Origin of the sequence: Streptomyces sp. NBC_00425, assembly GCF_036030735.1 — a bacterium.
Lineage (GTDB): Bacteria > Actinomycetota > Actinomycetes > Streptomycetales > Streptomycetaceae > Streptomyces.
Map to the genome: position 1 here is coordinate 8,907,711 of NZ_CP107928.1, position 24,643 is coordinate 8,932,353.

The window sequence follows — 24,643 nt, forward strand, 5'->3', positions numbered from 1 at the left end:
GACCGCGTTCACGGTCACGAACTGCGCCGTGCCTTGATGCGCCGCTTGAGGGCGCGGCGTTCCGTCTCGCTCGTGCCGCCCCACACCCCGAGCGTCTGATCGGTCTCCATGGCCCACTCCAGGCACGCCTCCTGCACGGGGCAGCGCCGGCAGACCGCCTTCGCCTGCTCCTCCTGCATCAGTGCCGGGCCCGAGGTGCCGATCGGGAAGAAGAGGTCCGGGTCCTCGCGGCGGCACGCGGCGTGCTGTCGCCAGTCGTCCATCGAAGTCACCTGCGATCTCGTCGTCTGTGTTCTGCCGGATGGGTTGCTCACGTTCGGGTCACCGGCGAGACGGAAGTGAAACAGGCCGCGCCCCGAAAGGCGTTCACTGTTCCCGCAGCCCCCAGGGCGAGCCGTACTCCGTCAGCAGGTCGAGGAACGGGCGGGCCGGGAACGCCTCGGGTCCGAGGACGCCCGCCCCCGACCAGGCGCCCGTCGCGAGCAGTTCGAGGGCGACGACCGGGTTGACCGCCGTCTGCCACACCACGGCCTGGCTGCCGTACTCCGCCATCGACCACTGGTTGTCGACCACGTGGTACAGGTACACCTCGCGGGGCGCCCCGTCCTTGACGCCGCGCACCCAGGTGCCCGCGCAGGTCTTGCCGTGCATGCGCTCGCCCAGCGTCGCCGGATCGGGCAGACAGGCGGCGACCACGTCCCGGGGCGAGACGCGAACCGGTCCCTGCGCGCTCGGCACCGTCACCGGCGTGGTGCCGTCCAGTCCCAGGCGGTGCAGCGTCCTGAGCGTCTCGACGAACTCCGCGCCGAGGCCGTACTTGAAGGTGACCCGGTCCGCCTTCACCCAGCGCGGTACGAGCAGCACCTCCTCATGCTCCACGTTGACGCACTCCACCGGCCCGATGCCCTCGGGGAAGTCGAACACCTCGGGCTCGCTGAAGGGCGCGGTGGTGAACCAGCCGCGGTCGGCCTCGTAGACGACCGGCGGGTTCAGGCACTCCTCGATCGTGGTCCAGATGCTGAAGGAGGGGGCGAAGTCGTAACCGTCGACGGTGAGGTTCGCGCCGTCGCGGATGCCGATCTCCTCGATCTCGTCGAAGAGCTCGTCGGCCGCGTACCGGGCGAAGACGTCCGAGAGGCCCGGCTCGACGCCCATGCCGACCAGCGCCAGGGCGCCGGCGGCGGCCCAGTCGTCGGCCTCGGCGAACTGCGCGTCGCCGAGCTTGACGCCGCACTCCTGGTGCGGCCGTTCCGGGTGCGGGCGGGACAGCGACATCGCCATGTCGACATAGGTGGCGCCGGCCGTGCGCGCCGCGCCGAAGAGCGGCATCACGAACCGCGGGTCCGTGGCGTTCAGCAGGACGTCGCAGCGGTGACGGGCGAGCAGGGCGGCCACGGCCGCCTCGTCGGCGGCGTCGATCCGCTCGGCGACGAACCGCGCGTCGCCGTCCAGAGCGGCGACGGCGGCCGCGGCGCGGGCGGGGTCGTAGTCGGCGACCACCATCACCTCGAAGAACGGACGGCGGGCGGCGATGCGGGTGACGGCGGTGCCCACACCGCCGGCGCCAACGAGCAGGACACGCATGAGAAGAACTCCCTCGGCTCAACCTGACAACGACGTGTGCGAAGCGGGGCCCGGCACCGATACAACGCCCGGGGCTCGCGTAAGGTCAATGGCGTTGGCATAAGGATGGGGCCCGGACTCGAGGGCACGACGGCGACAGGCCGGAGGGAGCGTGCGGGACGTATGGCCAAGCAGGTCGTGCCCGAGGAGAAGCGACGCAGGCGCCGGCCCACCAGGAGCGGCACCGTGCTGTCCGAGCGGCTGATCGTCGAGGCGGCGCTGCGGCTGCTGCGCGAGCACGGCAGCGCCGGACTCACCGCCCGCCGACTCGGCCTCGCCCTCGACTGCGACCCCAGCACCCTCTACCGCTACTTCCGGGGCATGGACGAACTCACCCTGGCCATCGGCGACGCCCTCATCGGCGAGGCGCTGCGCGGCTGGCGGCCGACGGGAAAGTGGCGGGCCGACCTGCACGCCGTCGGCGTGCGCATCCACGCGGCCTATGTCGCGCATCCGCAGGCCGCCCAGCTCACCGCCGGCCGGGTGACCGGCCGGCCCAACGAACTCGCCGCCGACGAGGCCGTGTTGGACGTGCTGCGCACGGCCGGCTTCCCGCTGCCGGAGACCGTGCGGATCTACCACGCCTTCATCGACCAGACCCTGGCCTTCGCCGCCCTGGACGCCGCGGCCCTGGCGCTGCCGCGGGCCGCGCAGCGCGCCGACGACGGCATGTGGCGCTCGACCTACGCCCGTCTGCCCGCCGAGACCCACCCGCGGATCGCCGAGGCGGCCGCGTTGCTGTCGACCCGCATGGTGACGAGCGCCTACCCGACGGCACTGGAGATGCTGCTGGACAGCGCGCAGACCCGACTGGCGGCCCTGCGCGAGAACCGTCCCCCCGCACCCTGAAGGCCCGATCAGGTCGGGTCGCAGGTCTCCGCATCATCCGCCGCGGGGAGGTCCTGGCGCTGCGGTGCGTCCCGGCGTGGAGGGTGCAGGGCCTCGGCCGCCGTCGCCGCCACCGCGTCCGCGACCGCGGCCAGCGCGGGCGAGTCGAGCCGCCACTGCTGCCAGTACAGGGGGACGTCCAGGGGCCGGCGCGGGGCGAGGGAGAGCAGCCGGCCGGCCCGCAGCGGCGCTTGCGCCTGCGCCTCGGGGACCATGCCCCAGCCGAAGCCCGCGACGACCGAGCTCACGAAGCCCTCCGAGGTCGGCACGGCGTGGCGCAGGGTGCTCGCGCCGCCCGCCCCGCGGCGCAGGCCGCGTACGAAGGCGTCCTGGAGGTCGTCGCTGCGGTCCAGCGTCATCACGGGCGCCCGGGGGAGGGTCTCGCGCAGCGGGCCGTCGGCGAGATGACGGGCCGCGAACTCGGGGCTCGCGGCGGCCAGGTAGCGCATCGTGCCCAGCGCGCGCACGGAGCAGCCCGTCACCGCGTCGGGCGACGAGGTCACCGCCGCCATCACCAGCCCCTCGCGCAGCAGTTCCGCCGTCCGCGTCTCGTCCTCGCGGTGCAGTTCGAAACAGAGCGGCGGTTCCTGCGGCACCCGGGCCAGGGCGGGCAGGAACCAGGTGGCGAGGGAGTCGGCGTTCACCGCGACCGTCACCCGGGTGGGCTCGCCCTCTGCGCTCATGCCCAGCTCGGACCGCGTGTCGCGCTCAAGCCGGGCCAGCTGGCGGGCGAACCGCACGACGATCTCCCCGGACTCCGTCGCCCGCACCGGCTTGGTGCGCAGCAGCAGCACCCGGCCCGTGCGCTGCTCCAGGGCCTTCACCCGCTGACTGACCGCCGACGGCGTCACGTGCAGCGCGGCGGCGGCCGCGTCGAAGGTGCCCTCGTCCACCACGGCGAGCAGCGTCCGTACCTGGTCGAGGGGCAGGTCCGTCATCACGTCGTCATCACGAGGGCTAATGATACGTAAGAATCTTTAGCTGTACGCGCGGTGATCGCTTCCCTAGCGTGGACGGCATGTCCCACGCCCTCGCCGCCGCGACCGCCGGGTTCGGCACCGGTCTCTCGCTCATCGTCGCCATCGGCGCCCAGAACGCCTTCGTCCTGCGCCAGGGGATCCGACGGGAGGCGGTCCTCGCCGTCGTCGGGATCTGCGCCCTCTCGGACGCCCTGCTCATCGCGCTCGGCGTGGGCGGGGTGGGCGCGCTGGTGACGGCCTGGCCGGGCGCGCTCACCGCGGTCGCCTGGATCGGCGGCCTGTTCCTGCTCGGGTACGGGGCGCTGGCGGCCCGGCGGGTGTTCCGGCCGTCGGGCGCGCTGGTGACCGGGGGCGACCCGGTGGGCTCCCGCCGGCGTGCGGTCCTCACCTGTCTCGCGATGACCTGGCTCAACCCGCACGTCTACCTCGACACCGTGTTCCTGCTCGGTTCCGTCGCCGCCGACCGCGGGCCGCTGCGCTGGACCTTCGGCCTCGGCGCCGCGCTCGCCAGCGTGTGCTGGTTCGCCGCGCTGGGCTTCGGGGCCCGGCTGCTCGGCCGTTTCCTGTCCCGGCCCTCGGCCTGGCGCGTCCTGGACGGCCTGGTCGCCGCCACGATGATCGTCCTCGGCGTGACGCTCGTCGTGGGGGCCTGAGTCGTGCGGAACCCGGGCCCGGGCGGTCCCGCGCCGGCCGGCCGAGGGGCGCGGATCGTGGGCGGCGGGCGAGGAGCGGCGTCCGCTTGCTGAGATCGTCCGTCCAAAGGGCGGCGGGACTCCGGCGCGTACTGGGATAGTGGCCCCGGACCAGAAAGATGTATCGAGCAACCAGGATTCGAGTGGACACGAGCGACAGCAGCACCGCACCCGAGGCAGAGGAGGCCGACCCGAGCCCACCGGGGCGTCCCCGGCGCGGCTGGCGACGCTGGGCGATGGACACGCGGCCGCTGCGCCGCCCGGCCTACCGGCGGCTGTGGTCCTCCACCATCGTCACGGCGGTGGGCAGTCAGCTCACCGCCGTCGCCGTCCCCAAGCAGATCTACGACCTCACCGGCTCCTCCGCCTGGGTCGGTTACGCGAGCCTGGCCGGACTGGCGCCGATGGTGCTGTTCGCCCTGTGGGGCGGTGCGGTCGCCGACACCGTCGACCGGCGCAAGCTGCTGCTGGTCACCAACAGCGGCATCGCCGTCACGTCGGTGCTGTTCTGGCTCCAGGCGGCGGCGGGACTCGGGTCGGTGGCCGTGCTGATGGTGCTGCTCGCCGCCCAGCAGGCGTTCTTCGGTCTGAACGCGCCGGCTCGCAACGCCTCCATCGCCCGGCTGGTCCCGGCCGGCGAACTGGCCGCCGCCAACGCCCTCGGCTCGACCGTCATGCAGACCGGTCTGGTCGCGGGCCCGCTGCTCGCCGGTGCCCTGATCCCCGTCATCGGCCTGCCGGAGCTGTACCTCCTCGACGCCGTCGCGCTCTGCTTCACCCTGTGGGCCGTGGTCCGCCTGCCCGCGCTGCCGCCGACGGCGACCGCGACGGTCCGGCGCGCGGGGATCCGGGAGATCGCGGAGGGTTTCCGCTACATCGCCCGGCACAAGGTGCTGTTGCTGTCCTTCCTCGCCGACGTCATCGCCATGGTCTTCGGCATGCCCCGCGCCCTGTTCCCGCAGCTCGCCGCCGAGACCTTCGCCCCCTACGGCGAGGGCCTCGCCCTCGGCCTGCTGTTCGCGGCGATCCCCATCGGAGCGGTGGCGGGCGGACTGCTGTCCGGCACGTTCTCCCGTGCGCGACGGCACGGCTGGATGGTCGTCGGGGCGGTGGTCGCGTGGGGAGCGGCGATCGCCGGCTTCGGGCTCAGCGGCAGTCTGTGGCTCGCCGTGCTGTTCCTGGCCTGTGCCGGTGTCGCCGACATGGTCTCCATGGTGTTCCGCGGGGCGATCCTGCTGTCGGCGGCCACCGACGAGATGCGCGGCCGTATGCAGGGCGTGTTCACGGTGGTGGTGGCGGGCGGCCCGCGCCTGGCGGACGTCCTGCACGGCACGGCGGGGGCCGCCTTCGGGCCCCGCGCGGCCGTGACGGGCGGCGGACTGCTGGTCGTCGTTTCGATGCTGGGCCTGGCGGCCGCGGTCCCCGCACTGCGCCGCTACCGCATCTGACCCCGGGGCCCGGGCGTGGGTCGGGCGAGGGCGCGGCGGACGCCGGAGGCCCGGGCGTGGGTCGGGCGAGGGCGCGGCGACGCCGGTTGAGGGCCGGACGCGTTACAGCACTCCGCGCCGGTGTGTCCCGTACTGTTCCATGAGCTTGCCCCGGGTCATCTCCAGCCGGTGCGCGAGGATCTCGGCCACGATGCGCACCAGCGTCATGCCGAGCGCCGGGTCCTCCTCGCACAGCTTGAGCACCGGCTGCGCCTCGAACTCGTAGGCGCGCACGGGGCTGAAGGCCTCCGCGCCGAAGTCCCACCGGTACGGCGGAAACAGCCACGACCATCCCAGCAGGTCGCCGGAGCCGAGGCCGGCCACGGTCACCCGGCGCAGCGACGTCACCTGCTGGACGAGCGAGACCGCGCCGGAGCGCAGGATCCAGAAGCGGTCGGCCGTGCCCCCCGCCTCGAAGATCCGGGCGTCCTCGGGGAAGGAGACCTCGCGGGCGAGGGTCATCAGGCGCTGGCGCTGGGGCGGGGGGAGGGCGGTCAGCAGCTTGGTCGCTCTGGTCATGGCGCGGGCCTCTCGCCGGCGATCGACTGGGGTGCTTGCCTTATCCCATTTCAGCCGCTCGGGACGCGCGGGGCACCTCGGCGGACGGGACTTTCCGCGTGCGGGCAGAGAAAAGCCCTGGCTGGACGGGGGAAGCCAGCCAGGGCAGTACAGGTGTGGGGTGCGGAGGAGAAGTGAGTCGACCCCGACCACCACGTATGTATGAACCGTAAACCATTCCCGGGTATTTGGCACACCAAAAACCCGGTTGCGTGACCTGTTCACCTCATCTGCCGTCCGGGCGACCTCACTTGACGTAGTCCGGGCGCCGGCCCGGTCGTCGCCGGCCGGGTCAGCGACCCTCGGCCGAACGACCCGGGGTCACGATTTCGTCCAGCACCCTGAGCACGGCCTCGTAGGCGATCCCCCGTGTGCGGGCGTCGCGCGCCGCGTCGGCGTCGGCGTCCGTGAGATCCGCGTCGCGGGCCCGCCAGGCCCGCACCTCCTCCTGTGCGCAGGTCCTGGCCCGCTGGATGCGGCGCAGCAGTTCGTCCGAGTCCACGACATCCATCATGTACGCCGTCTACCCCGGCCGGGGCAGACGATTGCTCCCCGTCCGGGAGGTTTGGCCGCGGGCGGGGCGGCCAGCCGAAGAGAAGGCGACCGTGCGATGCGGTCCGGCCCAGGCTGGACCCGGCGTTCCAGGACCCGGACCGTCGGCGCGTCGCCCGTCGCCCGCAGACGCCGGGCCGCGGTGCACGGTCCCGGGCCGCCCGGGCCGTGAGCGAGGCCGGCGTCGACCGTGCGAGCTCCACGGCCCGCGAGGCCGCCGAGTCGGCGCCGAGGACGACGGCGTGCGCCCGACGGCCGTCACGACGACCACGGGTCGGCGGAGCAGCCGGCGCGACAACTCACTCATCGACCACCACCACTCGGCAACAGCCAGGGGAGCGAAGGGATGCGTACGAACGACTCCACCGATTTCGTGGACACGCCGGGCGACCCGTTCCGGTGCGGGGAGCACGAGCGGTGCCGACCTGCCGACGTCCGCAACGCGGTACGGCGGGCGGTGGCCGGCCGATGCGGGGCCACCGGGCGCCCGTACGACGAGGAGGGCCTCTCCGACGCGCTGCTCGTCGCCTCGGAGCTCTCCACTAACGCCATCCTCCACGGGGGCGGCATGACGGGATTCGACGTCGACGTGGACGGCCGGGCCGTGCGGGTCTCCGTCAGCGATCGCAGCGACCGACTGCCCGTCGCCGTCGATCCGTACGACGAACGGGGACGGCACCGTGCGGGCGGACGTGGCTGGCCGATCGTCTGCCGGCTGGCGCGCGACGTCCGGGTGGCCGGTCTCCCCTCCGGCGGCAAGCGCGTCACCGCCGTCGTGCCCGTGTTCTGACCCGGGCGGCGGCCCTTCCGGGCATGCCCCGAAATTTCCGTGAGCGGGTTTCGGGCAAGCGGAGTTTGCGCCCCCAGGGGTAGGGCAGACGGAGGTTCGTGCTTCGGACCGGAGGCGCGCCGTCGGGAGCGGTACGTCCGCCCCGGGGCGCCCCGTGCGCTCCGGGTGGCAGGAGCCCTCTCGTCGTCTGTCCCTGAAATGACCGTTCAGGAGCGAATCCGCATGCCTATCGACATGTCGACAAGCCGTCACGACGTCACGGCTTCCACCCCTGCTCAGCCCAGTTCCCGACCCACCGCGCAGACCACTGCCCAGCTGCGCCGCACCCACGACGACGCGCCCGACACGGCGAGCCGGTTCGCCAGGCTCGCCGCACTGGCGGACGGGCCGGAACGGGACGCCCTGCGCGACGAGCTCGTCACCGCGTGGCTGCCCATGGCCCACCGCATCGCGGGCCGGTTCCGCGACCGCGGGGAGGCGACCGAGGATCTGCGTCAGGTGGCGGCCCTCGGCCTGGTGAAGGCCGTCGACCGCTTCGACCCCGAGCGCGGCGCCTTCGAGAGCTACGCCGTGCCCACCATCACCGGCGAGATCAAGCGCCACTTCCGTGACCGTATGTGGGCGCTGCGCGTGCCCCGCCGGGTGCAGGAGCTGCGCAACAAGGTGCGCGTCGCCCGCCGGGAACTGGCCCAGGCTCCGGGCGCCCCCGAGCCCTCGGTCGCCGACATCGCCGCGCACACCGGCCTCACCGAGGACGAGGTCGCGGCCGGTCTGGAGGCCCTGGAGAGCTTCAGCACGCTCTCGCTGGACGCCGAGCTCCCGGCCGGCGACGACGGGTACAGCCTCGCCGACACGCTCGGCGCCGCCGACTCCTCCTTCGACACCGTGGTGGACCGCGAGTCCGCCAAGGAGGGTCTGCGGCGGCTGCCGGAACGCGAACGCGCCATCCTCTACATGCGCTTCTTCGAGGACATGACGCAGAGCAGGATCGCCGACCAGCTGGGCATCTCCCAGATGCACGTCTCCCGCCTCATCAGCCGCAGCTGCGAGCGGGTGCGCCAGGAGGCGCTGCGTTGAGTTGACGACACCGTACGACGTCCACCCCTTCACCGCCGGGTCCCCACCGAAGGAGAGAAGAGACCCATGCTGATGCCCCATCCTGCCGTTCTGCGCAAACTCGTCGACGAGTACGAGGCGTTGAGGGAGTCCGGCGCGGGCGACCGGCATCCGCAGGCCCGCGACCTCGCCTACACCCTGTGCGTGTCCACCGGCACCCGGGACGCGCGCCACGCACTGGAGACGGCGCGCCAGTGGCTCGACGCGGCCTCGGCCGCCGACGCCGCCGGACGCCACACCGACGCCGCCGGACGCCACACCGACGCCGCCGGACGCCACACCGACGACGGCCCACGCGTGTACGCCTGAGCGGCCGGGACGGGCAGGCGCACCACGGCAGGGGCCGCGGTGCGCCTGTCTGTGTGTGCGCCCCTTCTGTGCGCCCGCTCTTCGGCGCGCCGTCCGTCTGTGCGCCCTTCCGTGTGTGCATCCGTCCCGCTGCGGGGCAGCCGGGGCCCTGCCGGCCCGGCGGGTGTGTACGGCCCGAGCCGGGGCAGTCGGATCTCGCGAAGTTCGGGGAGGATCAGGGGAGGACCGGGATGAATGCGAGTGCGTGGGCGCGCAACGGGCGCGTCGAGGCGGAGCGGGCGGCGCGGGGTTCGCTGACCAAGGGGGCGGCCCGGGCCGGACTCGCCGCGCGCGGTGTGATCTATCTGCTGGTGGGCGTGATCGCCCTGCAGATCGCCTTCGGCGAGAGCGGACAGGAGGCCGACCGCCGCGGCGCCCTCGCCGAGATAGCGGAGAAGCCCTTCGGTGCCGTCCTGCTGTGGGCATTGGGCGTCGGACTGGTGGGCATGGCGTTGTGGCGGCTGTCCGAGGCCGTCTTCGGCGGGGCCGGCGAGGACGGGCGCAGCGCCAAGAAGCGGCTGACCGCGCTCGTTCGGTGCGCCTTCTACTCCTTCGTCGCCTACTCCGTGCTGGAGTTCGCCGCCGGTTCGGGCGACGGGGGCGGTTCCAGCGATGAACAGTCCCGCGACGTCACCGCCCGGGTGCTCGACCTGCCCGGCGGTCAGTGGATCGTCGGCGCGGCCGGCGTCGGGATCGTCGGCGCCGGCCTGTGGATCGGGGCCCGCGCCGTCATGCGCTCCTACCACAAGCAGCTGCGGCTGGGGGAGATGTCCCCGGGTGCACGGCGCATGGTGGACGTCACCGGAGTGGGCGGCGGTGCGACCCGCGGGCTGGTGTTCGCGGCCGCCGGGGCGTTCGCCGTCCGGGCCGCCGTGGACTACCGGCCCGACAAGGCCAAGGGGCTCGACGACACCCTGCGCTCCTTCGCCGGCACGCCCGCGGGGCCGGCCCTGCTGGCCTGCGTCGCCGCCGGGCTCGTCCTCTTCGGACTCTTCTCTTTCTGCATGGCTCGCTGGCGCAAGGTCTGACGGCCGCCTGGCGGGGAACACGGACCAAATGAACGAAGCAGAGTTCCCGCGCGACGGACGGCCCGTGGACATGTATCTCGACCTGCTGCGCGTCCGCATGGACAGCGACGACTACCAGCTGCTGCTGGAGGTCGTCGCCCCGGCGCTGCGCGCCCTCGACGAACAGCGACCCGAAAGCATCGACTTCGCCCTCGACCCGCAGGAGACACAGGACCTGCCGCAGGAGATCCGCGACGAGGCCGCTCTGGTCATCGCCACCGCGGTCACCGGCCGCCTGGACAACCAGCTGGTGGAGATCCAGGTGGACGGAACCGGCCCGGTCCGGGTGGTCACCGACGCGGTCACCGCGTCCGACCCGTCCCGTCTCGCCGAGATCGCCGGCTGCATACAGCAGCGTCAGAAGGACACCGAGGCCCTGCGGGGCATCGCGGCGGCCAGCGGAATGTCCACCGACTTCTGAGCCCCGCCGGGCGGCCCCGCCGCCCGCGGAAAGCCCCGGCCGCCTCCGGCCTCCGGGTCCGCTGCGGCCCGCTCTCATTTCGGCTCCGCCACCGGCGCCCCGAGCGGGCGGGCGAGGCCCACCACCGCCTCGTCCAGGCGCTGGAGATGCCGCAGCACCCGGTCGGTCACCCGCCCGTAGCGCGGTGTCCCCGGGACGCCCGGCTTCAGCAGCGCGGCGACGCTCGGCCCGGCCAGCACCTCCGCCGTGCTCCGCTCGTCCGCGACGCGCGCGTCGATCGCGCCGATGTTGTGCAGGATGCGCGCACCGGCCCGGCGCAGCCGCGGGTCCGCCGCTATCGACGGATGGGTGGGCAGCAGTTCCGCCGTGGCCGCCAGGGACCGGGCGTGGTAGGCACAGGTCTCCAGCAGCGCGACGACGTAACGGGCGGTGTCCCGCCGCGACCGCAGCGGGGTGACCGGGTGGGTCAGGGGCTGGGTGGCGGCCCGCAGGTCGGCCAGCGCCTGGTCCAGGTCCCGGGCCTGCTCCAGCAGATCGACCGGGGGAGCGCCGCTCAGCTGCTCCACGGCGGCCTCGGTGACCCCCCTGAGCCGTTCCAGCACGGTCGCCAGCAGTTCGTTGGTCCGCCGGTCCGTGCGCACCGGCAGCACCAGCGCCGCCGCGACGATCCCGCAGGCCGCGCCCAGCGCCGTCTCCTCCACCCGCAGCACCAGGACGGACAGGCTGTAGGTGTGCAGCAGCGTGTAGAGCACACCGAGCGCGGCGGTCACGAAGAACGACATCAGCGTGTACGACAGCGGCGCCGTGTAGAACATCGCGAACACGCACAGCAGCACCACCGCGAACGCCGTCCACGTGTGGTGGCCGACCAGGCCCGCCAGCACGATGCCGGCCACCACGCCGAGCACGGTGCCCAGCAGCCGCCGGTAGCCCTTGACCAGGATCTCCCCGGTGGAGGACGTGTTGATGAACACGATCCAGCAGGTCAGCACCGCCCAGTACCAGCGGTGCGCGGAGAGCAGCTCGCCGCCGAGGATGGCCAGCGAGGACCCGACGGCGACCTGCACGGCGGCCCGGGTGGTCGGCCGCCGCAGCCCGGTGTCCTCGGTCGCCGGGGCCTCGTCCTCCTCGGCGCCGCCGATCGCCGCGTCCTCCGCGTCCAGCTCCTCGCGGGAGCGGGCCGTCTCGGGGCTGTCGCCGGACTCGTCCTGCGGCCCGTCGAGCGCTATCCGCAGGCCCAGCACCGCGCGCGCCGCCTCGCCGAGGCCCCGGAAGACGTCCTGCACGGGAGGCGGCGCCTGCGGCAGGTTCTCCTCCTCCCGGTAGCCGAGCAGCCGGTTGCGCATCTGCGACAGCACGGTGCCCGACCTCGCCTCGACGGGATGCCGCACCAGCAGCCGCAGCGCCCGCAGATCGTGACGGAGGGTGTCGAGAGCCTCGTCCCGCACCGGGAGCCGGGTGGCCTCGGGGAGCGGCGCGCCGGGCAGGTGCAGGGTCAGGGTGTCGGCCCGCTCGGCGCTGCGGGCGGTGAGCAGGAGCAGCCCCAGCCGCTCGGCGGCGATCTCGGCGTCGGCGATCCGGCGCTGCACCAGGCGGGCGACCGTCTCGTCGGGCGTGCCCTCCGCCAGCCGGCCCTGGATCATCATGGCCGTCTCGTGGAGCCGGGCGGTGCCCTCGCGCACCTGGCCGAGAGCCTTCTCCGCGTCGTCCTGGCCGGCGTCCAGCAGGTCCAGCTGGGCGTCCAGGAGCTGGGCGAGCCGCGCCCGGAAGGCCTGCCGCAGTCGTTCCAGAATGCCGGACGGGGTCTGCGGCACGAGCAGGAACCGGGCCGTCGCGCTGCAGGCGAAGGCCAGCGCAACGACCCCCAGATAGCCGGGCAGGGACGAGATCCCGACCCCGACGAACAGGGCCATGAAGTAGACCTGGAAGCCGATCAGGCCGAGCGCGGTCCCCCGGTCGCCGAACCGGCGGCCGTAGACGGCGCAGAAGATCAGGGCGATGAAGAAGAAGTCGCCGGCCACCGTCCGGGAGCTGAGCAGCGCCGCGAGCGACACCGAGGCGAGCGCCACGGGCAGACCCAGCACCAGGGTGACGGCCTGCCGGCCGCGCTGCTTCTCCCGGACGGCGAAGGTGGCGACCATCGAGGCGATGGCGCCCGCCACCAGATGCGAGACGTCCGCGCCCAGCACGGAGAGCACGGCCAGCGCGAGGGCGATCGCGCCGACCGTCCGCAGCCCCGCCGCCAGACGCAGCAGCCCGGGATCGGACGCGGCGACGCGATCCCGCCACCGTGCGCCGAACGCCCGTGCCGCAGCCCTCACGCCGTCGTACTCTCCTGCCGTGCGGATGTCAGGCGCTCTCCGGGCCGGTCCCCTCGACCCGCGCCCGTACCTGCTCGGGCGTCAGATAACTGTCGGTGTACTCGAAGTCCTTCAGTTTCGCGGTCCGGCGCGCCTGGAATCCGGTCCGCACGAAATCGTCCCCCGCGATCGCGTTGAGCGTCCAGTTGGTCAGGACCCGCGCCTTGGCGACGCCGGTGCGCAGCGCCGACCAGTGGTAACCGCGCGCCACGGCCTGCGCGGGCAGCCCCCGCAGTTCGATGCCGAGCGGCTTGGAGACGGCGTCGGTGCCGCCGAGGTCGACGACCAGACCGAGGTCCCTGTGCACGTACGGCCGCATCGGACGGCCGCGCAGCGTGGCGATGACGTTGTCGGCGACCACCTTGCCCTGCCGCATCGCGTGCTGCGCGGTGGGCGGGCAGACCGCGCCCTCCTCGCCCTTGGCCCGGTCGGGCACGGCGGCGGCGTCCCCGAGCGCGAACACCCCGTCGTTCCCGGGCAGGTTCATCTCGGCCCCGACCACGAGCCGCCCGCGCTGCGTCTCCGCGCCGAGCGTCGCGATCAGCGGGCTCGCCACGACCCCCGCCGTCCAGATGAGCGTCCGCGTCGGGATCACCCTCCCGTCGGTGAAGGTGACCTCCTCCGGGCCCGCCTTGGCGATCGAGACGCCGAGCGAGATGTCGATGCCGCGCTTGCGCAGCACCTCCTGGGCGCTGCGGCCCAGTTTGTCGCCGAGTTCCGGCATCAGCTTCGGGGCGATGTCGATGAGATGCCACTTGATCAGGCTCGGGTCCAGCCGCGGATAGCGTTTGACCGCGTTGTGGGTGAGCAGTTGCAGACAGGCGGCCGTCTCGGTGCCGGCGTAGCCGCCGCCGACGACCACGAACTGCAGCCGCGAGGCCCGCTCGGCGGGGTCGTTGCTGGCGTCGGCGAGGTCCAGCTGGGTGATGACGTGGTCGCGGATGTACGCGGCCTCCGCGAGGGTCTTCATCCCGAACGCGTGGTCGGTCAGCCCGGGGATGTCGAAGGTGCGGGTGACGCTGCCGGGAGCCAGCACGATGTAGTCGTACGGCTCGTTCACGATCTCGTCCGTGATGGTGCGGATGACGCAGACCTTCGATGCGAGGTCCACGCCGATGGCGCCGCCCGGGATGATGCGGGTGCGGTACTTCTTGCTGCGGCGCAGCGATACGGCGATCGACTGGGGTGTCAGCACGCCGGAGGCGACCTGCGGCAGCAGCGGCAGATAGAGCTGGTAGGCGAACGGTGTCACCAGAGTGACGTCGGCCTCCGCGGCGGAGAGTTCGCGTTCCAGTCGCCGAACGCACCCCACCCCCGCGAAGCCCGCGCCCACCACCAGGATCCTGGGTCGTGTCACGATGTCCATCCCTTTCTGCGGCTCCAGGCGGTCTGCCCCGACGTCATGCGCGTGCCCCGCCCCGGGCCGTTCGCACCTCATCGATACCACCGCGCCCGGACCGGTTCCGCCAGTCGGGCGAGGCATGCAGACGAACGTTTCTCCTGAGGTCAGCGTCGTACCCCCCGATGGACCTGTGTACGCCCCGGTGCTTAGGGTAGGCCGACGTACATGACAAATCCGGTGGTCCGAGAGCAGTGACAGCGCGGTACGCGGACGGCTCCGACGACGGACGGTGGACGAACAACGGGACGCAGGCACGGCAGGTCGCCGACGCCGTGGAGAGCCTGGTCGCCTGCTGGCTCTCGGCGGCGGAGGAGGCCTCTCCCCGGCTGCCCGCCCGGCAGCTGCACGCCCTGCGCACGGTCCGGGGCCGCCCGGAGCTGAACCTGACGGCGCTGGCCGAGCACCTCGGCGTCGGCCTGCCCACCGCGAGCCGCCTCTGCGACCGGCTGGAGGTCGCGGGGCTCATCGAGCGGACCGTGCAGCCGCACAACCGGCGTGAGGTGCAGCTCGTGCTGACCGCCTACGGCCACCGCGTCCTCGCGGACGTGGCCGAGCGCCGGGTCCGGCGGCTCACCTCGGTGTTCGAGGCCATGACGCCGGCCCAGCGGGCCGCTCTGGAGCACGGACTGTTCGCCTTCCACCAGGCCCGCACGGCGACAGGGCCACCGGCTTGCGGCCAGGGGCCCGCCGGTGGCGACTGCTGACCGCCCCGCTCAGGCCCCGCCGCGCACGCCACCGGCCCGGCTGCCGACGCGGCCGGCGGTGTGGCCGCCGGCACCGCCGCCCGCACGGCCGTCGGCCCGGCTGTCGATGTGACTGTCGATGTGGCACAGCAGCAGACAGACGTCGTCGTCACGTTCGGAGTCGCTCAGCATCGGCTCCAGGATGCGCTCGGCCGCCCCGTCCAGGTCCGCGTCCAGCTCCTCGGCGCGGAACCCGCCGAGCGCCGCCGCCAGCCGGTCGATCCCCGGGTCTATGCCCTGCGCCCGCCGCTCGACCAGGCCGTCGGTGTAGAGCGCCAGCGTGGAGCCGGGCTCCAGCGGCACCGTGTGGTCGGCGATCTCCTGGTGCAAGGGGATGCCGAGCATCGCCCCCGGCTTGGCGTCCAGCGTGCGCACCCGCCCGTCCGGGCCGCGCAGCACAGGCGGCGGATGACCCGCGGCCGCCCACGTCAGCACGGGTTCGCCGGGTGTGAAGCGGGCGATCACGGCGGTCGCGTACAGGTCGGGCTGGAGGTGGTGCAGAAAGGTGTGCAGCCGGGTCAGCAACTCGCCGGGGCTGCCCCCGTCGACGGCGTAGGCGCGCAGCGCGGTGCGCAGCTGGCTCATCATCACCGCAGCGTGCAGCCCGTGCCCGGTCACGTCGCCGATGACGGTGATCAGGCTGCCGTCGGGCTGCCGGAACGCGTCGTACCAGTCGCCGCCGATGTTCAGCCCGTACGTGGCCGGCAGATAGCGGGCCGCCAGCCGCAGCCCCGAGGGGGCGGGCAGCTCCGTCAGCAGGGCGCGCTGCAGGGTCTCGGCGATGTCCCGGTTGTGCTCGAAGCGGCGGGCGTTGTCGAGCGCACCGCCCGCCCGCCGGGTGAGCTCCACGAGCATGACGGCGTCGTCGGGGTCCCAGCGCTCGCCGGGCGGGGTGAGCGTCAGCACGCCCAGCGGCGCCCGGCGCGTCGGCAACGGCACGCACAGCAGGGGCCGGGTCGGATGCAGCGCCGAGGCTGGCTGGTCGTCCACCCCGGGCAGACCGCCCGGGCGGGCGGCCGCGTACTGGGGTCTGCCGGTGCGGGCCGCGATCACCGCGGCCGCGGGGCGCGGAGCGGACGCCCCCCGCTCGTCCTCGGCGTCGAACAGCCACACGTCGACCGTGCGGGCATACTCGGGCACCAGCAGCTCGGGCAGCCGCCGCACGATCTCCTCGTGGTTGAGGGATGCCGTGAGCGCGGCGCTGGCGTCGGCCAGGAAGGTCAGCCTGCGGCGGGCGCTCTCCGCCTCCCGGCGGGCCGCGCGTTCCGCCGCGAAGGCCTCGCGCTCGGCCCGCCCGGCGGCGTCGAGGTCGGCGTGCAGCGCCAGGACGCCCTGGTTGGTCTGGTGCAGCTCCTCCCGGTGGAAGGCGACGAGCTCCTCCTGCTCGGTGAGTCTGTCCAGCACGAGCGCGGTGTCCTCGTCCGCGCCGAGCAGCGCCTCCGACAAGGCGGTGACGTCACCCGCCACCGGATCGCTGACGGGGGCCGCGACCGGCTCCGGGCAGGGCGCGGCGAACCGCCACGGCGGTTCGTCGCCGTCGGGGGAGGCGGCGACCTCGACGCGCATCGACCCCCCGGCGACGGTCAGCTCGAGCCGCCAGACGCCGCCCTCGGTCAGACACCGGCGCAGCCGCGCGCTGAGCGCGGCCGACAACCGGGTGCGCTCCAGCGGTGTGACGCCGTACGCGGCGGCCGCCCGGGCCACGGCGATACGCGCGCGTGCCGCGTCGTCGACGGCGCCGATCCGCCAGCTGCGCTTCATGGACGATCCGACGGGCTCGGGGACAGGACGGCGACGGCGGTGTCGTCCCGGACGGGGCGGGCGGAACTGCCGGCGTCGCGCACCGTCACGGCGGCCGTGAGCGCGGGGTCCGCGGACAGCAGACGGGGGTCGGCGGGCGGCGCCCAGCGGCTGGGCAGCCCGTCGCTGTGCAGCACGAGCAGCCGGTCCGCGGCCCAGTCGGCCCCCGTCTGCGGCAGGGTGGTGGGCCGGTGCACGCCGACTATGCCCGGCCGGGAGATCAGATGCCGCCAGGAGTCGCCCTCGCGCAGTCGCGCCCCGATATTGCCGATGCCGGCGAAGAGCAGCCGTCCGGCGCGCAGGTCGAGCCGGGCCACCCCGACGGCCGCGCCCCGCGTGTCGCGCAGTGCGGCGTCCAGGCGGCGCAGCAGCTCGGCCGGCGGGAGGTGCGCGCTGCGCCGCACCTCCGCCACCGCCGCGGTCGAGGCGCGGGCCGCCTCGGGGCCGTGTCCCAGGCCGTCGGCCATCATCAGTGTCACCAGGTCGCCGTCCCGCACGCAGGTCCAGGCGTCCCCGGAGCACTCGGCGCCCCGGAAGGGGATGTTGACCCCGCCGGCCCGCACGGCGGCGGGGGAGCGCGGGGACGGTACGTCGGCCGCCTCCCGGCGGCCGGAGGAGGCCGCCGCGCCGCCGCCGATGCGGGCCAGCGCGACCGTCCCGCGGCCCGGGACGCTGTGCAGGTCGAAGTCGTCCGACAGCCGTCGGCAGGTGCCCAGCCCCGCTCCCAGCGAGCCCGCGGTGGAGAACCCGTCGCCGAGTGCGGCGGGGACGTCGGACATGCCCGGTCCGTGGTCCACGGCGACGATCTGCACCATCAGGGCTTCGGAGCGTGCGCCCGGCGCGGCGACCGGCTCCACGAGCAACTGGCCGCCCCGCGCGTGCTTGAGCAGGTTCGTCGCCAGTTCGGTGGCGACCAGCGCCGCGTCGGCGGTGCGCGGCCCGTCCAGTCCCGCCAGCGCCGCCGCGTCCTCCGCGGCCACCCGGGCGTCGCGCACCCGCGTCGAGTCGTGCACCGGAACGTCCCACACGCGGGTCATCGGGGCTGCTCCTCACGCGGGCGGGGCGGCCGGACCGCCCAGGACGTCACGGTGACCGTGGTGCCGGCCCCGGGCGCGCTGTCGATGGCGAAGTCGTGCACCAGCCGGCGCGCGCCGCCCAGGCCCATCCCCAGCCCCTCGCCCGAGGTGAAGCCGTCGCTCAGGGCCTGGTCCAGGTCGGCGATGCCGGGCCCGGCGTCGGTGAACGTCAGCCGCAGCCCGCGCGCCGCGCGTCCGTCCGACGCCTCCTGGGCCGCCATCTCGCCGCCACCGCCGTAGACCAGCGTGTTGCGGGCCAGTTCGCTGGCCGCGGTGACCAGCTTGGTCTGCTCCACCAGCCCGAAACCGAGCGTCGCCGCCGCCTGGCGCACATGCTGGCGCACCCACACCAGGTCCAGGTCCGAGCGGATCGGCAGGCGGGCGTCGACGCCCGCGGACGTCTCGCTCACCGAGGCTCCCGGAGCGGGTCGTCCGGCGACGCGGCGAGCAGGTCCATGGCGGCCTCGGTGCTCAGCGCCGTCCGCAGTCCGGGCAGCGTCAGCCCCAGCTCCACCAGCGTGATCGCCACCGCGGGACGCATGCCGGCCACCACGGTCCGGGCGGCGAGCAGCCGTGCGCTCGCCGCGATCTCGGCCAGCACCCGCCCCAGGAAGGAGTCGACGATCTCCACGCCGGAGATGTCGATGACCACGCCGGTCACCCGGCTGCGGACGATCGACTCCGCGACGTCCTGCTGGAGCTGTTCCGCCGCTCCGTCGTGCAGGTCCCCCTGAAGGGTGATCAGCAGGACGTCGCCGAGCCGCAGCACCGGCACATGGGCGGTGCCCGCGCGCGAGAGGTCGTGGTTCACCGGGGACCCGCACCGCCGGACGCTGCGGGCACGATGCCGGCGCCCAGCCGGTCGAGGGCGTACGCCAGGGCGTCGGCGAGGCTCGACCGGGTGACCACGGGCAGGTCCAGGCCGAGGTGCACGATCGTCTGCGCGATGGCGGGCCGGATGCCCGAGACGACGCACTCCGCGCCCATCAGCCGCACGGCGGCGACGGTCTTCATCAGGTGCTGCGCGACCAGCGAGTCGACGGTCGGCACCCCGGTGATGTCCAGGATCGCGAACCGCGCCTGCTGGTCGACGACGGACTCCAGCAGCGTCTCCATCACGACCTGGCTGCGCGCGCTGTCGAGCGTCCCGATCAGGGGGACGGCGACGATGCCGTCCCACAGCCGGATGACCGGCGTGGCGACCTCCGTCAGCTGCAGCTGCTGGCGGTCGATGAGGGCCTGGCCCTCGGTCAGCGAGGTCTCCATGACCACCAGCCGCAGGGTGCCCATCAGCGCGGTCAGGGTCGTCGCGCATTCCCTGACATGCTCGGCGGACGCCTCCGGCAGGTCGGTGACGAGGAGATTCACCACGGGCGTGCGCAGGGCGTCCACCTCGCGGGAGATCTGTGCGTTGCTGAGACCGGCGCGCGCCCGGGCGGCCGCCATCCGGGCCAACTGCTCACGCACCAGCGTGAATCCGGCGTTGTCGGTGTCCTCCATCCGCCCGGAGAGGGCCACCTGGGCGATCGCGTCGACGACGCCCCGGCCCGCCTCCACCGCCTCGTCCCGCGAGACCGTGAACACCACGCGGAACAGGGGCTCGTCGGCCCAGCGCTGGGCGATCTGCTCGCGGCGACGGCCCAGGAATGCCCCCACCTCCTCCGCGGGCGCCGTCCACTCGGCCGGCTCCGTCGCCGTCTCGTCCTCCGGCATCTCTTTCACTCCTCGTCCGCGTCGTGCCGCTGCGGTCCCGACGGTGACGGCGGGACCGGGCCGTGCACCTCGCCGGGCGACGGCTGTGAGCCGGGGTGGCCGGACGGCGACGGGGACGGCTGTCCGAACCAGTCGAGACACACGACCAGCGCGTCGTCGTCCGGCTCGGGTCTGCCCCGGTGGTCGGTCAGCGCGCGCAGCACCGCGCCAGGCACGTCCGCCGCCGGCAGCAGGGCCGCCGACGCCACCGCCCGGGCGAGGGCGTGCTCGCCGTACGCCTCGCCGCCCGGCGCCACGACCGCGTGCACCCCGTCGCTGACGAACAGCAGCCGGTCGCCGGGCAGCAGGGTGAGCTCCTGGGCCACGTAGTCGGTCTCCTCGAACATGCCCAGCGGGAGCTGCGCGTCCAGGTCCACCCGGGTGAGCGCGCGGTCGCGCACCAGCAGCAGGTGCGGCGAGCCCGCGTCGACGACCCGCAGGCGCCCGGTGGACAGCTCGATGTCCACCAGGAGCACCGACAGGTGGGCCTCGCCCCCGTAGTGGGCGTGGATGGCCTGGTCCGCCAGGGCCGCCTGGTCCGCGATCGGGACGCCGGCCCGGCGCGCGTTGCGCAGCGCGTTGATGCCCAGACTGGTCAGCAGCGACGCCTCGATGCCCTCGCCCATCCCGTCGGTGACGCACACCGTCAGACGGTCGTCGTCGGCCGCCCAGTCGAAGTTGTCGCCGAACACGGCGTAGGCGGGCTGCAGTTGGGCGCCCAGCGCGTACTCGTCCCGGGCACAGGACCGGGCCGGGAGCAGCTGCCACTGGATCTCGGCCGCCAGTGTCAGCCGGTCCGTGCGGCGCGCACACCGGTACGCGTCGGTGTCGCGCTCGGCGACGAGGATCTCGTGGCCCAGCAGCTGCGCCAGCTCGGTGAGCTCGGTGAGCCGCTCCCGGGCCTGCGTCCCGGGCAGCGTGACCGACAGGACGCCCAGGCGGTCGCCGCGCACGGTCACCGGCAGGTGCGCGAGGACGATCCCGTCGCCGAGCTCCTCGACATGCGGTTCCTGGGCGCCGAAGGCCCGGCCGGGCGCGCTGCCGTGCACGGCGGCCGGCGCCGGGACGCTCGTGCCCGGCGCGCCGCCGAACGGCACGGGCAGCAGCACCGTCAGTCCGTAGTCGGCGAGCCGGAGTTCGACCGCTTGTGCCGCGTAGTGGGCGCGCAGCACCTCGCGCAGCGCGTCGGGCAGCCGGTGCGGTGCCGCGGCGCGCAGCGCGCGTCCCGCGGCGACGAGTCTGTTCACGCGGCCGGTCCCGTCGTCGCCCCACGCCGGGTGCGGGCTGACAGTCGCCTCGATCCCTGCGAGAGTGTCACCGTGATGTCCTCCTCCTCGCGTCCGCAGCCCGACCAGGTGGCGCGTGTGACCTCACAGGCGTCCGAGCTGCTGGAAGTCCTGTGGGGTCGCGCCTCCACGGCGCCGGTCTCCGCGTCCCAGCTGCGCGTGCTGTTCATCCTGGAGCACCACGAGGGCATCAACCTGCGCACGCTCGCCGACTCCCTCGGGTCCACACCGCCGTCCACCAGCCGTCTCTGCGACCGGCTCCAGGCCGTCGGCTTCGTCGAACGCCGGACCGCCGCCGGCAGCCGCCGGGAGCTGGAACTGTTCCTGAGCCGTCGCGGGCGCGCGTTCCTGGCCGACCTCAGGTCCCGCCGGGAGGCGGCGCTGGAGGACGTGCTGGAGCAGATGCCGGCGGTGCAGCGCAGCGCCCTGCTGAGGGGGCTGGAGGCGTTCTGCGCGGCCGCGGCCTCGCAGATCCACGACTCCGACGCCGCTGACGCCCGTACCGCCTGACGGTGTCCCCGCGTGCTCGGGTTCGCCCACAGGCACATCGGTGATCCCTTCCGCATCTGTCCTGCTCACTCTGTTGCCTCGTGTGGACAGTTGTCAAATGACAACTGTCGGGCGGCAGTCGTCCACACCTGCGCTTTTCTCCGGGAGACGGCGGGCCCTGCGCGGCCCGCGGACGGCGGCCGTCAGCCGGCCGAGGTCTGCGGCCCCTGCTGCCGGTCGATGAGCTCCAGGGCCTCGTCCGCCTTCTCCGATATCGGCACCGTGATGCTGACCCCGGTCAGCTCCAGCACCCGGCGCACGGCCGGCCTCGGATTGATCACGTGGACGCTGCCCGGCAGGTTCCGGGCCTCCTGGTAGACCCGCAGGATGATGTTCATCCCGGACGAGTCCATGAACGGGACCCCGGAGAGGTCGATCAGGAAGTGCCGTCGTCCGTGATGGAGCTGGTTGGCCAGATGGGCCTGGAACTCGGTCGCGGTGTCGAGATCCAGGTGGCCCTCGACCGTGACCAGAGCGACGTCCTCACGAGGCAGCGTGACCTCGACGGACAGGGGGTTCTGGGCGATGGACACGTGTTCCTCCGAAAGCTGGCGGTCGGGGCGTCTACCCCGGCGGGCGACTTCGATGCGCCGAGGCGGCGGGCGGGGACGGGCGGGCGCGGCACGGGAAAGTTCCCCATCGTCCTGTCCTGCCCCTTTCCACCTGCGGATCCCCGGCCTGTCGGTGCGCACAGCCGGATACCCCCTGATCGCCACCTCATGCATCGCCCCCGCACACCGTCACCGCGGGGGTCCTACCGCAGACGGATGCCCACGATGCAGGTGTCGTCGTCGGTGTCGGACCTGCTGTAGGTGAGCAGCCGGTCCAGCTGCTGGTCCAGCGTCGGCGGCACGGTGCGGGCCTGGACCAGCAACTGCGTCAGCGACTCCTCCACGGACCGGTCGCGCCGCTCGATGAGCCCGTCCGTGTACATCAGCAGGGTGTCGTCCGCGGCCAGCTGGACCTCCTCCTCCTCGTACACCGTCTCCGGCACGGCACCCAGCAGCATCCCCCTCAGCAGGGGCAGCGGAGCCGCCTGGGCCTCCCGCACCAGCACCGGCGGCAGATGACCCGCCCTGGCCCAGCGCAGGGTGTGCCGGGCGGGGTCGTACAGACCGCACACCGCCGTGGCCGTGATCGAGCCCGTCAGATGGTGCGCGACGATGTTGAGCCACGACAGCAGCTGCCCCGGCCCCGCCCCGGTCACCGCCAGCCCGCGCAGCGCGTTGCGCAGCACCACCATGCTGGTGGCCGCCTCGATGCCGTGCCCGGCCACGTCGCCCACGCACAGCATCACCAGGCCGGAGGGCAGCACGACGGCGTCGTACCAGTCGCCCCCCACCAGGTGCTCCTCCTCGGCCGGCCGGTAGCGGACGGCCACCTGGAGGCCGGGAGCCTCCAGCGGGGCCCGGGTGGGCGGCATGATGGCGTGCTGCAACTGCAGCGCCAGCCGACTGCGCTCGCTCGCGTGCTGCTCGGTCTGCGCCAACTGGTCGCGGGTGGCTGCCAGCGCCACCTCCGTCCAGTGCTGCGACGAGATGTCCTGGTAGGCCCCGCGGACGGCGACCAGCCGACCGTCGGTGTCCAGCACCGGCTCGGCGACGATCCGCATGTGCCGGGTCACCCCGTCCGGCCGTTGCAGCCGGAACGCGGCGGAGGCCGGACGGCGGCGGTGCAGCAGCGTGCGCAGCAGACGGCCCACGATCACCGCGTCGTCGGGGTGCGTGTGCGCCGACAGGTCCTCCAGCCGTACCGGAGGACTCGACAGCGGCCGCCCGTACAGGGCGAACAGCTGCCCGTTCCAGGTGGTCTCGCCGGTGAGCAGGTCCTCCTCGAAACCGCCGATGCGGCCGAGGCGCTGGGCGTTCTGCAGCAGGCTCGCCAACCGCGCCGCCTCGTCCTCGATCCGCCAGATCAGCAGCACGCACGCGCCGTGCCGGCTGATGCTGAGGTCCGCCACGGCCGCCAGCGGCACCTCGCCGACCAGTGCCGTCAGACTCATCCGGCGGGCCCGGAACGGCTCGCCCGTGGCGTGCACGCGCTCGATGCGCTGGAAGAGGTCACCGCCACCGGCGGCCATCGGATAGGCCTCAAGCAGCAGCGCGCCGTTGATCACGGCCCGGGGCCGGCCCGCCGGGTCGAGGAAGCGGTCGTTGACGTGCTGGATGCGGAAGTCGAGGAGCTTGCCCCCGGCGTCGACGTGCGGCACCAGGACCAGGGCGGGGTCGTGCAGGCCGTCCGTCAGGTCCATCAGCTCCGACGCGTCCGGCAGCACGACCGGCTGCCGGCCGGGCCCGCCCACGTGCACGTACGACTGGAGCGTGTGTGCGCACAGCTCCGCCAGCGCCTCCACCTGGCGCATCACCTGGGGCGGCTGCGGGGGGAGCGGGGCCGGCCAGGCGATCTCCAGAATCCCGTGCACGCGTCCCGCGGTCGCGGCGGGCACCGCGACCCGCCCTCCGCCCGGGTGCAGCTGACGCCCCACGGTGGGCAGTCCCGTCCCGCCGAGCGACCCGATCCACTGGGTCGACCCCTCGGCGAGGGCGTGCCGGGCCACGGTCGCCACGTCCGGCGGCACATACCGCCAGCGCTCGGCCTCGCCGGGGGAGAACCCCGCGCTGCCCGCCAGCGTCAGCGAACCGTCGGAGCTCACCGCCCAGATCGCCACCGCCACCGCGCCCAGCGGCCCCAGCGCGTGCTGGAGCAGGGAGTCGGCGACCGCCTGGGTGTCGTGGGCCGCCGCCAGTGCTCCGCTCTCCGCGGCCCGCAGCCGCACGGCGGCCGACCGCTCCGCCGGATCCTCCGTTCCCGCGACGGTGGCCAGGAAGGCCTCGGTGACCTCGGACACCCGGTCCTTGGCCGCCTGGTTGATGACGTCCACCGCGAACTCCAGGGCAGTCGTCCCGGCCTGTTCGGCGAGATCGGACAGCTGCTGCGCCGCCTCGGCCGGTCCACAGCCGAGGCGCTCCACCAGGATGCCCTTGGCGAGTTCGACCAGCGCCCGTCCGTCCGCCTCGGCCTGCGCCGCCCGCACCTCCCGCCGCAGCCGGTCCACGGTGGCGGCGAGCCGGCCCACCGGCGAGGGCGTGGCGCCCTCCGCCCGCGCGTCCGCCTCCGGCGGGCCCGCGTCCTCCCCGGACACGAGCCGGTTCC

Annotated in this window: 25 protein-coding genes; 10 read left to right on the forward strand and 15 right to left on the reverse strand. The window is 73.8% G+C overall.

Annotated features, from left to right (window positions below):
- Nucleotides 1-14 precede the first annotated feature (14 nt).
- Together OHS82_RS39280 and OHS82_RS39285 are read right to left on the reverse strand one after the other, a co-directional pair.
- The gene (locus OHS82_RS39280) at nucleotides 15-263 is read right to left on the reverse strand and encodes a WhiB family transcriptional regulator (RefSeq protein WP_057581776.1); all 249 of its coding nucleotides are present in this window, start codon (nucleotides 261-263) and stop codon (nucleotides 15-17) included.
- Between the two features lie 103 nt (nucleotides 264-366).
- Nucleotides 367-1,584 (reverse strand): saccharopine dehydrogenase C-terminal domain-containing protein, encoded by a 1,218-nt coding sequence (locus OHS82_RS39285; protein WP_057581777.1) that lies wholly within the window; start codon nucleotides 1,582-1,584, stop codon nucleotides 367-369.
- Between the two features lie 162 nt (nucleotides 1,585-1,746).
- Between OHS82_RS39285 and OHS82_RS39290 the strand changes: the two genes are divergently transcribed.
- Nucleotides 1,747-2,472 (forward strand): TetR/AcrR family transcriptional regulator, encoded by a 726-nt coding sequence (locus OHS82_RS39290; RefSeq protein ID WP_057581778.1) that lies wholly within the window; start codon nucleotides 1,747-1,749, stop codon nucleotides 2,470-2,472.
- An 8-nt stretch (nucleotides 2,473-2,480) separates the two neighbouring features.
- On the opposite strand, the gene OHS82_RS39295 is transcribed toward OHS82_RS39290, so the two are convergent.
- Complete coding sequence (locus OHS82_RS39295; protein ID WP_079041455.1) at nucleotides 2,481-3,449, reverse strand: LysR family transcriptional regulator ArgP; 969 nt, start codon at nucleotides 3,447-3,449, stop codon at nucleotides 2,481-2,483.
- Between the two features lie 80 nt (nucleotides 3,450-3,529).
- On the opposite strand from OHS82_RS39295, the gene OHS82_RS39300 reads away from it, so the two are divergent.
- Entirely contained in the window at nucleotides 3,530-4,144 is a 615-nt protein-coding gene (locus OHS82_RS39300; protein WP_057581779.1) for a LysE/ArgO family amino acid transporter, read from the forward strand.
- Nucleotides 4,145-4,302: 158 nt separating this feature from the next.
- The gene (locus tag OHS82_RS39305) at nucleotides 4,303-5,631 is read left to right on the forward strand and encodes an MFS transporter (RefSeq protein WP_107105303.1); all 1,329 of its coding nucleotides are present in this window, start codon (nucleotides 4,303-4,305) and stop codon (nucleotides 5,629-5,631) included.
- 102 nt (nucleotides 5,632-5,733) lie between these two features.
- Here OHS82_RS39305 and OHS82_RS39310 read toward each other — a convergent pair whose 3' ends face one another.
- Nucleotides 5,734-6,189 carry a cyclic nucleotide-binding domain-containing protein gene (locus OHS82_RS39310; protein ID WP_057581781.1) on the reverse strand — a complete coding sequence of 152 codons (456 nt, stop codon included), beginning with the start codon at nucleotides 6,187-6,189 and terminating at the stop codon, nucleotides 5,734-5,736.
- A 331-nt stretch (nucleotides 6,190-6,520) separates the two neighbouring features.
- Nucleotides 6,521-6,742, reverse strand: coding sequence for a hypothetical protein (locus tag OHS82_RS39315; protein ID WP_057581782.1), 222 nt, complete (start codon nucleotides 6,740-6,742; stop codon nucleotides 6,521-6,523).
- A 384-nt stretch (nucleotides 6,743-7,126) separates the two neighbouring features.
- Between OHS82_RS39315 and OHS82_RS39320 the strand changes: the two genes are divergently transcribed.
- The 5 genes from OHS82_RS39320 (at nucleotide 7,127) to OHS82_RS39340 (ending at nucleotide 10,522) form a co-directional block, all read left to right on the forward strand.
- Nucleotides 7,127-7,570 carry an ATP-binding protein gene (locus OHS82_RS39320; protein WP_107105304.1) on the forward strand — a complete coding sequence of 148 codons (444 nt, stop codon included), beginning with the start codon at nucleotides 7,127-7,129 and terminating at the stop codon, nucleotides 7,568-7,570.
- Between the two features lie 222 nt (nucleotides 7,571-7,792).
- Complete coding sequence (locus tag OHS82_RS39325) at nucleotides 7,793-8,647, forward strand: SigB/SigF/SigG family RNA polymerase sigma factor (protein WP_057581783.1); 855 nt, start codon at nucleotides 7,793-7,795, stop codon at nucleotides 8,645-8,647.
- 66 nt (nucleotides 8,648-8,713) lie between these two features.
- Entirely contained in the window at nucleotides 8,714-8,995 is a 282-nt protein-coding gene (locus OHS82_RS39330) for a DUF5133 domain-containing protein (protein ID WP_057581784.1), read from the forward strand.
- 230 nt (nucleotides 8,996-9,225) lie between these two features.
- Nucleotides 9,226-10,062: a DUF1206 domain-containing protein gene (locus OHS82_RS39335; RefSeq protein ID WP_057581785.1), complete on the forward strand. Its 837-nt coding sequence runs from the start codon at nucleotides 9,226-9,228 to the stop codon at nucleotides 10,060-10,062.
- A gap of 28 nt (nucleotides 10,063-10,090) precedes the next feature.
- Nucleotides 10,091-10,522 carry a hypothetical protein gene (locus tag OHS82_RS39340; RefSeq protein ID WP_057581786.1) on the forward strand — a complete coding sequence of 144 codons (432 nt, stop codon included), beginning with the start codon at nucleotides 10,091-10,093 and terminating at the stop codon, nucleotides 10,520-10,522.
- Between the two features lie 74 nt (nucleotides 10,523-10,596).
- Here the strand turns inward: OHS82_RS39340 and OHS82_RS39345 are convergent, their stop codons facing one another.
- Together OHS82_RS39345 and OHS82_RS39350 are read right to left on the reverse strand one after the other, a co-directional pair.
- Entirely contained in the window at nucleotides 10,597-12,843 is a 2,247-nt protein-coding gene (locus OHS82_RS39345) for an FUSC family protein (RefSeq protein ID WP_057581787.1), read from the reverse strand.
- 28 nt (nucleotides 12,844-12,871) lie between these two features.
- Nucleotides 12,872-14,248 (reverse strand): NAD(P)/FAD-dependent oxidoreductase, encoded by a 1,377-nt coding sequence (locus OHS82_RS39350; protein ID WP_328435603.1) that lies wholly within the window; start codon nucleotides 14,246-14,248, stop codon nucleotides 12,872-12,874.
- 227 nt (nucleotides 14,249-14,475) lie between these two features.
- Here OHS82_RS39350 and OHS82_RS39355 point away from each other — a divergent pair, with 227 nt between their 5' ends.
- The gene (locus tag OHS82_RS39355) at nucleotides 14,476-14,988 is read left to right on the forward strand and encodes a MarR family winged helix-turn-helix transcriptional regulator (protein WP_079041461.1); all 513 of its coding nucleotides are present in this window, start codon (nucleotides 14,476-14,478) and stop codon (nucleotides 14,986-14,988) included.
- 9 nt (nucleotides 14,989-14,997) lie between these two features.
- On the opposite strand, the gene OHS82_RS39360 is transcribed toward OHS82_RS39355, so the two are convergent.
- The 6 genes from OHS82_RS39360 to OHS82_RS39385 are packed head-to-tail and all read right to left on the reverse strand — an operon-like array spanning nucleotide 14,998 to nucleotide 20,902.
- Nucleotides 14,998-16,788, reverse strand: a complete 1,791-nt coding sequence (locus OHS82_RS39360; RefSeq protein WP_328435604.1) for a PP2C family protein-serine/threonine phosphatase — start codon at nucleotides 16,786-16,788, stop codon at nucleotides 14,998-15,000.
- Nucleotides 16,785-17,864, reverse strand: coding sequence for an ATP-binding SpoIIE family protein phosphatase (locus OHS82_RS39365; RefSeq protein WP_328435605.1), 1,080 nt, complete (start codon nucleotides 17,862-17,864; stop codon nucleotides 16,785-16,787). The genes OHS82_RS39360 and OHS82_RS39365 overlap by 4 nt, the downstream gene beginning before the upstream one ends.
- A complete protein-coding gene (locus OHS82_RS39370) occupies nucleotides 17,861-18,313 on the reverse strand; it encodes an anti-sigma regulatory factor (RefSeq protein ID WP_057581789.1) in 453 nt (150 codons plus the stop codon). Before OHS82_RS39370 ends, OHS82_RS39365 begins: the two co-directional genes overlap by 4 nt.
- Nucleotides 18,310-18,714 (reverse strand): STAS domain-containing protein, encoded by a 405-nt coding sequence (locus tag OHS82_RS39375; protein WP_057581790.1) that lies wholly within the window; start codon nucleotides 18,712-18,714, stop codon nucleotides 18,310-18,312. Before OHS82_RS39375 ends, OHS82_RS39370 begins: the two co-directional genes overlap by 4 nt.
- A complete protein-coding gene (locus OHS82_RS39380; RefSeq protein ID WP_057581791.1) occupies nucleotides 18,711-19,616 on the reverse strand; it encodes an STAS domain-containing protein in 906 nt (301 codons plus the stop codon). Before OHS82_RS39380 ends, OHS82_RS39375 begins: the two co-directional genes overlap by 4 nt.
- Before the next feature lie 5 nt (nucleotides 19,617-19,621).
- A complete protein-coding gene (locus tag OHS82_RS39385; protein ID WP_079041456.1) occupies nucleotides 19,622-20,902 on the reverse strand; it encodes a PP2C family protein-serine/threonine phosphatase in 1,281 nt (426 codons plus the stop codon).
- Between the two features lie 75 nt (nucleotides 20,903-20,977).
- On the opposite strand from OHS82_RS39385, the gene OHS82_RS39390 reads away from it, so the two are divergent.
- Complete coding sequence (locus OHS82_RS39390) at nucleotides 20,978-21,451, forward strand: MarR family winged helix-turn-helix transcriptional regulator (protein WP_057581817.1); 474 nt, start codon at nucleotides 20,978-20,980, stop codon at nucleotides 21,449-21,451.
- A gap of 182 nt (nucleotides 21,452-21,633) precedes the next feature.
- Here the strand turns inward: OHS82_RS39390 and OHS82_RS39395 are convergent, their stop codons facing one another.
- Together OHS82_RS39395 and OHS82_RS39400 are read right to left on the reverse strand one after the other, a co-directional pair.
- Nucleotides 21,634-22,023 carry an STAS domain-containing protein gene (locus OHS82_RS39395; RefSeq protein WP_057581792.1) on the reverse strand — a complete coding sequence of 130 codons (390 nt, stop codon included), beginning with the start codon at nucleotides 22,021-22,023 and terminating at the stop codon, nucleotides 21,634-21,636.
- A gap of 221 nt (nucleotides 22,024-22,244) precedes the next feature.
- The gene (locus tag OHS82_RS39400; protein WP_328436157.1) at nucleotides 22,245-24,632 is read right to left on the reverse strand and encodes a SpoIIE family protein phosphatase; all 2,388 of its coding nucleotides are present in this window, start codon (nucleotides 24,630-24,632) and stop codon (nucleotides 22,245-22,247) included.
- Nucleotides 24,633-24,643: the final 11 nt, after the last annotated feature.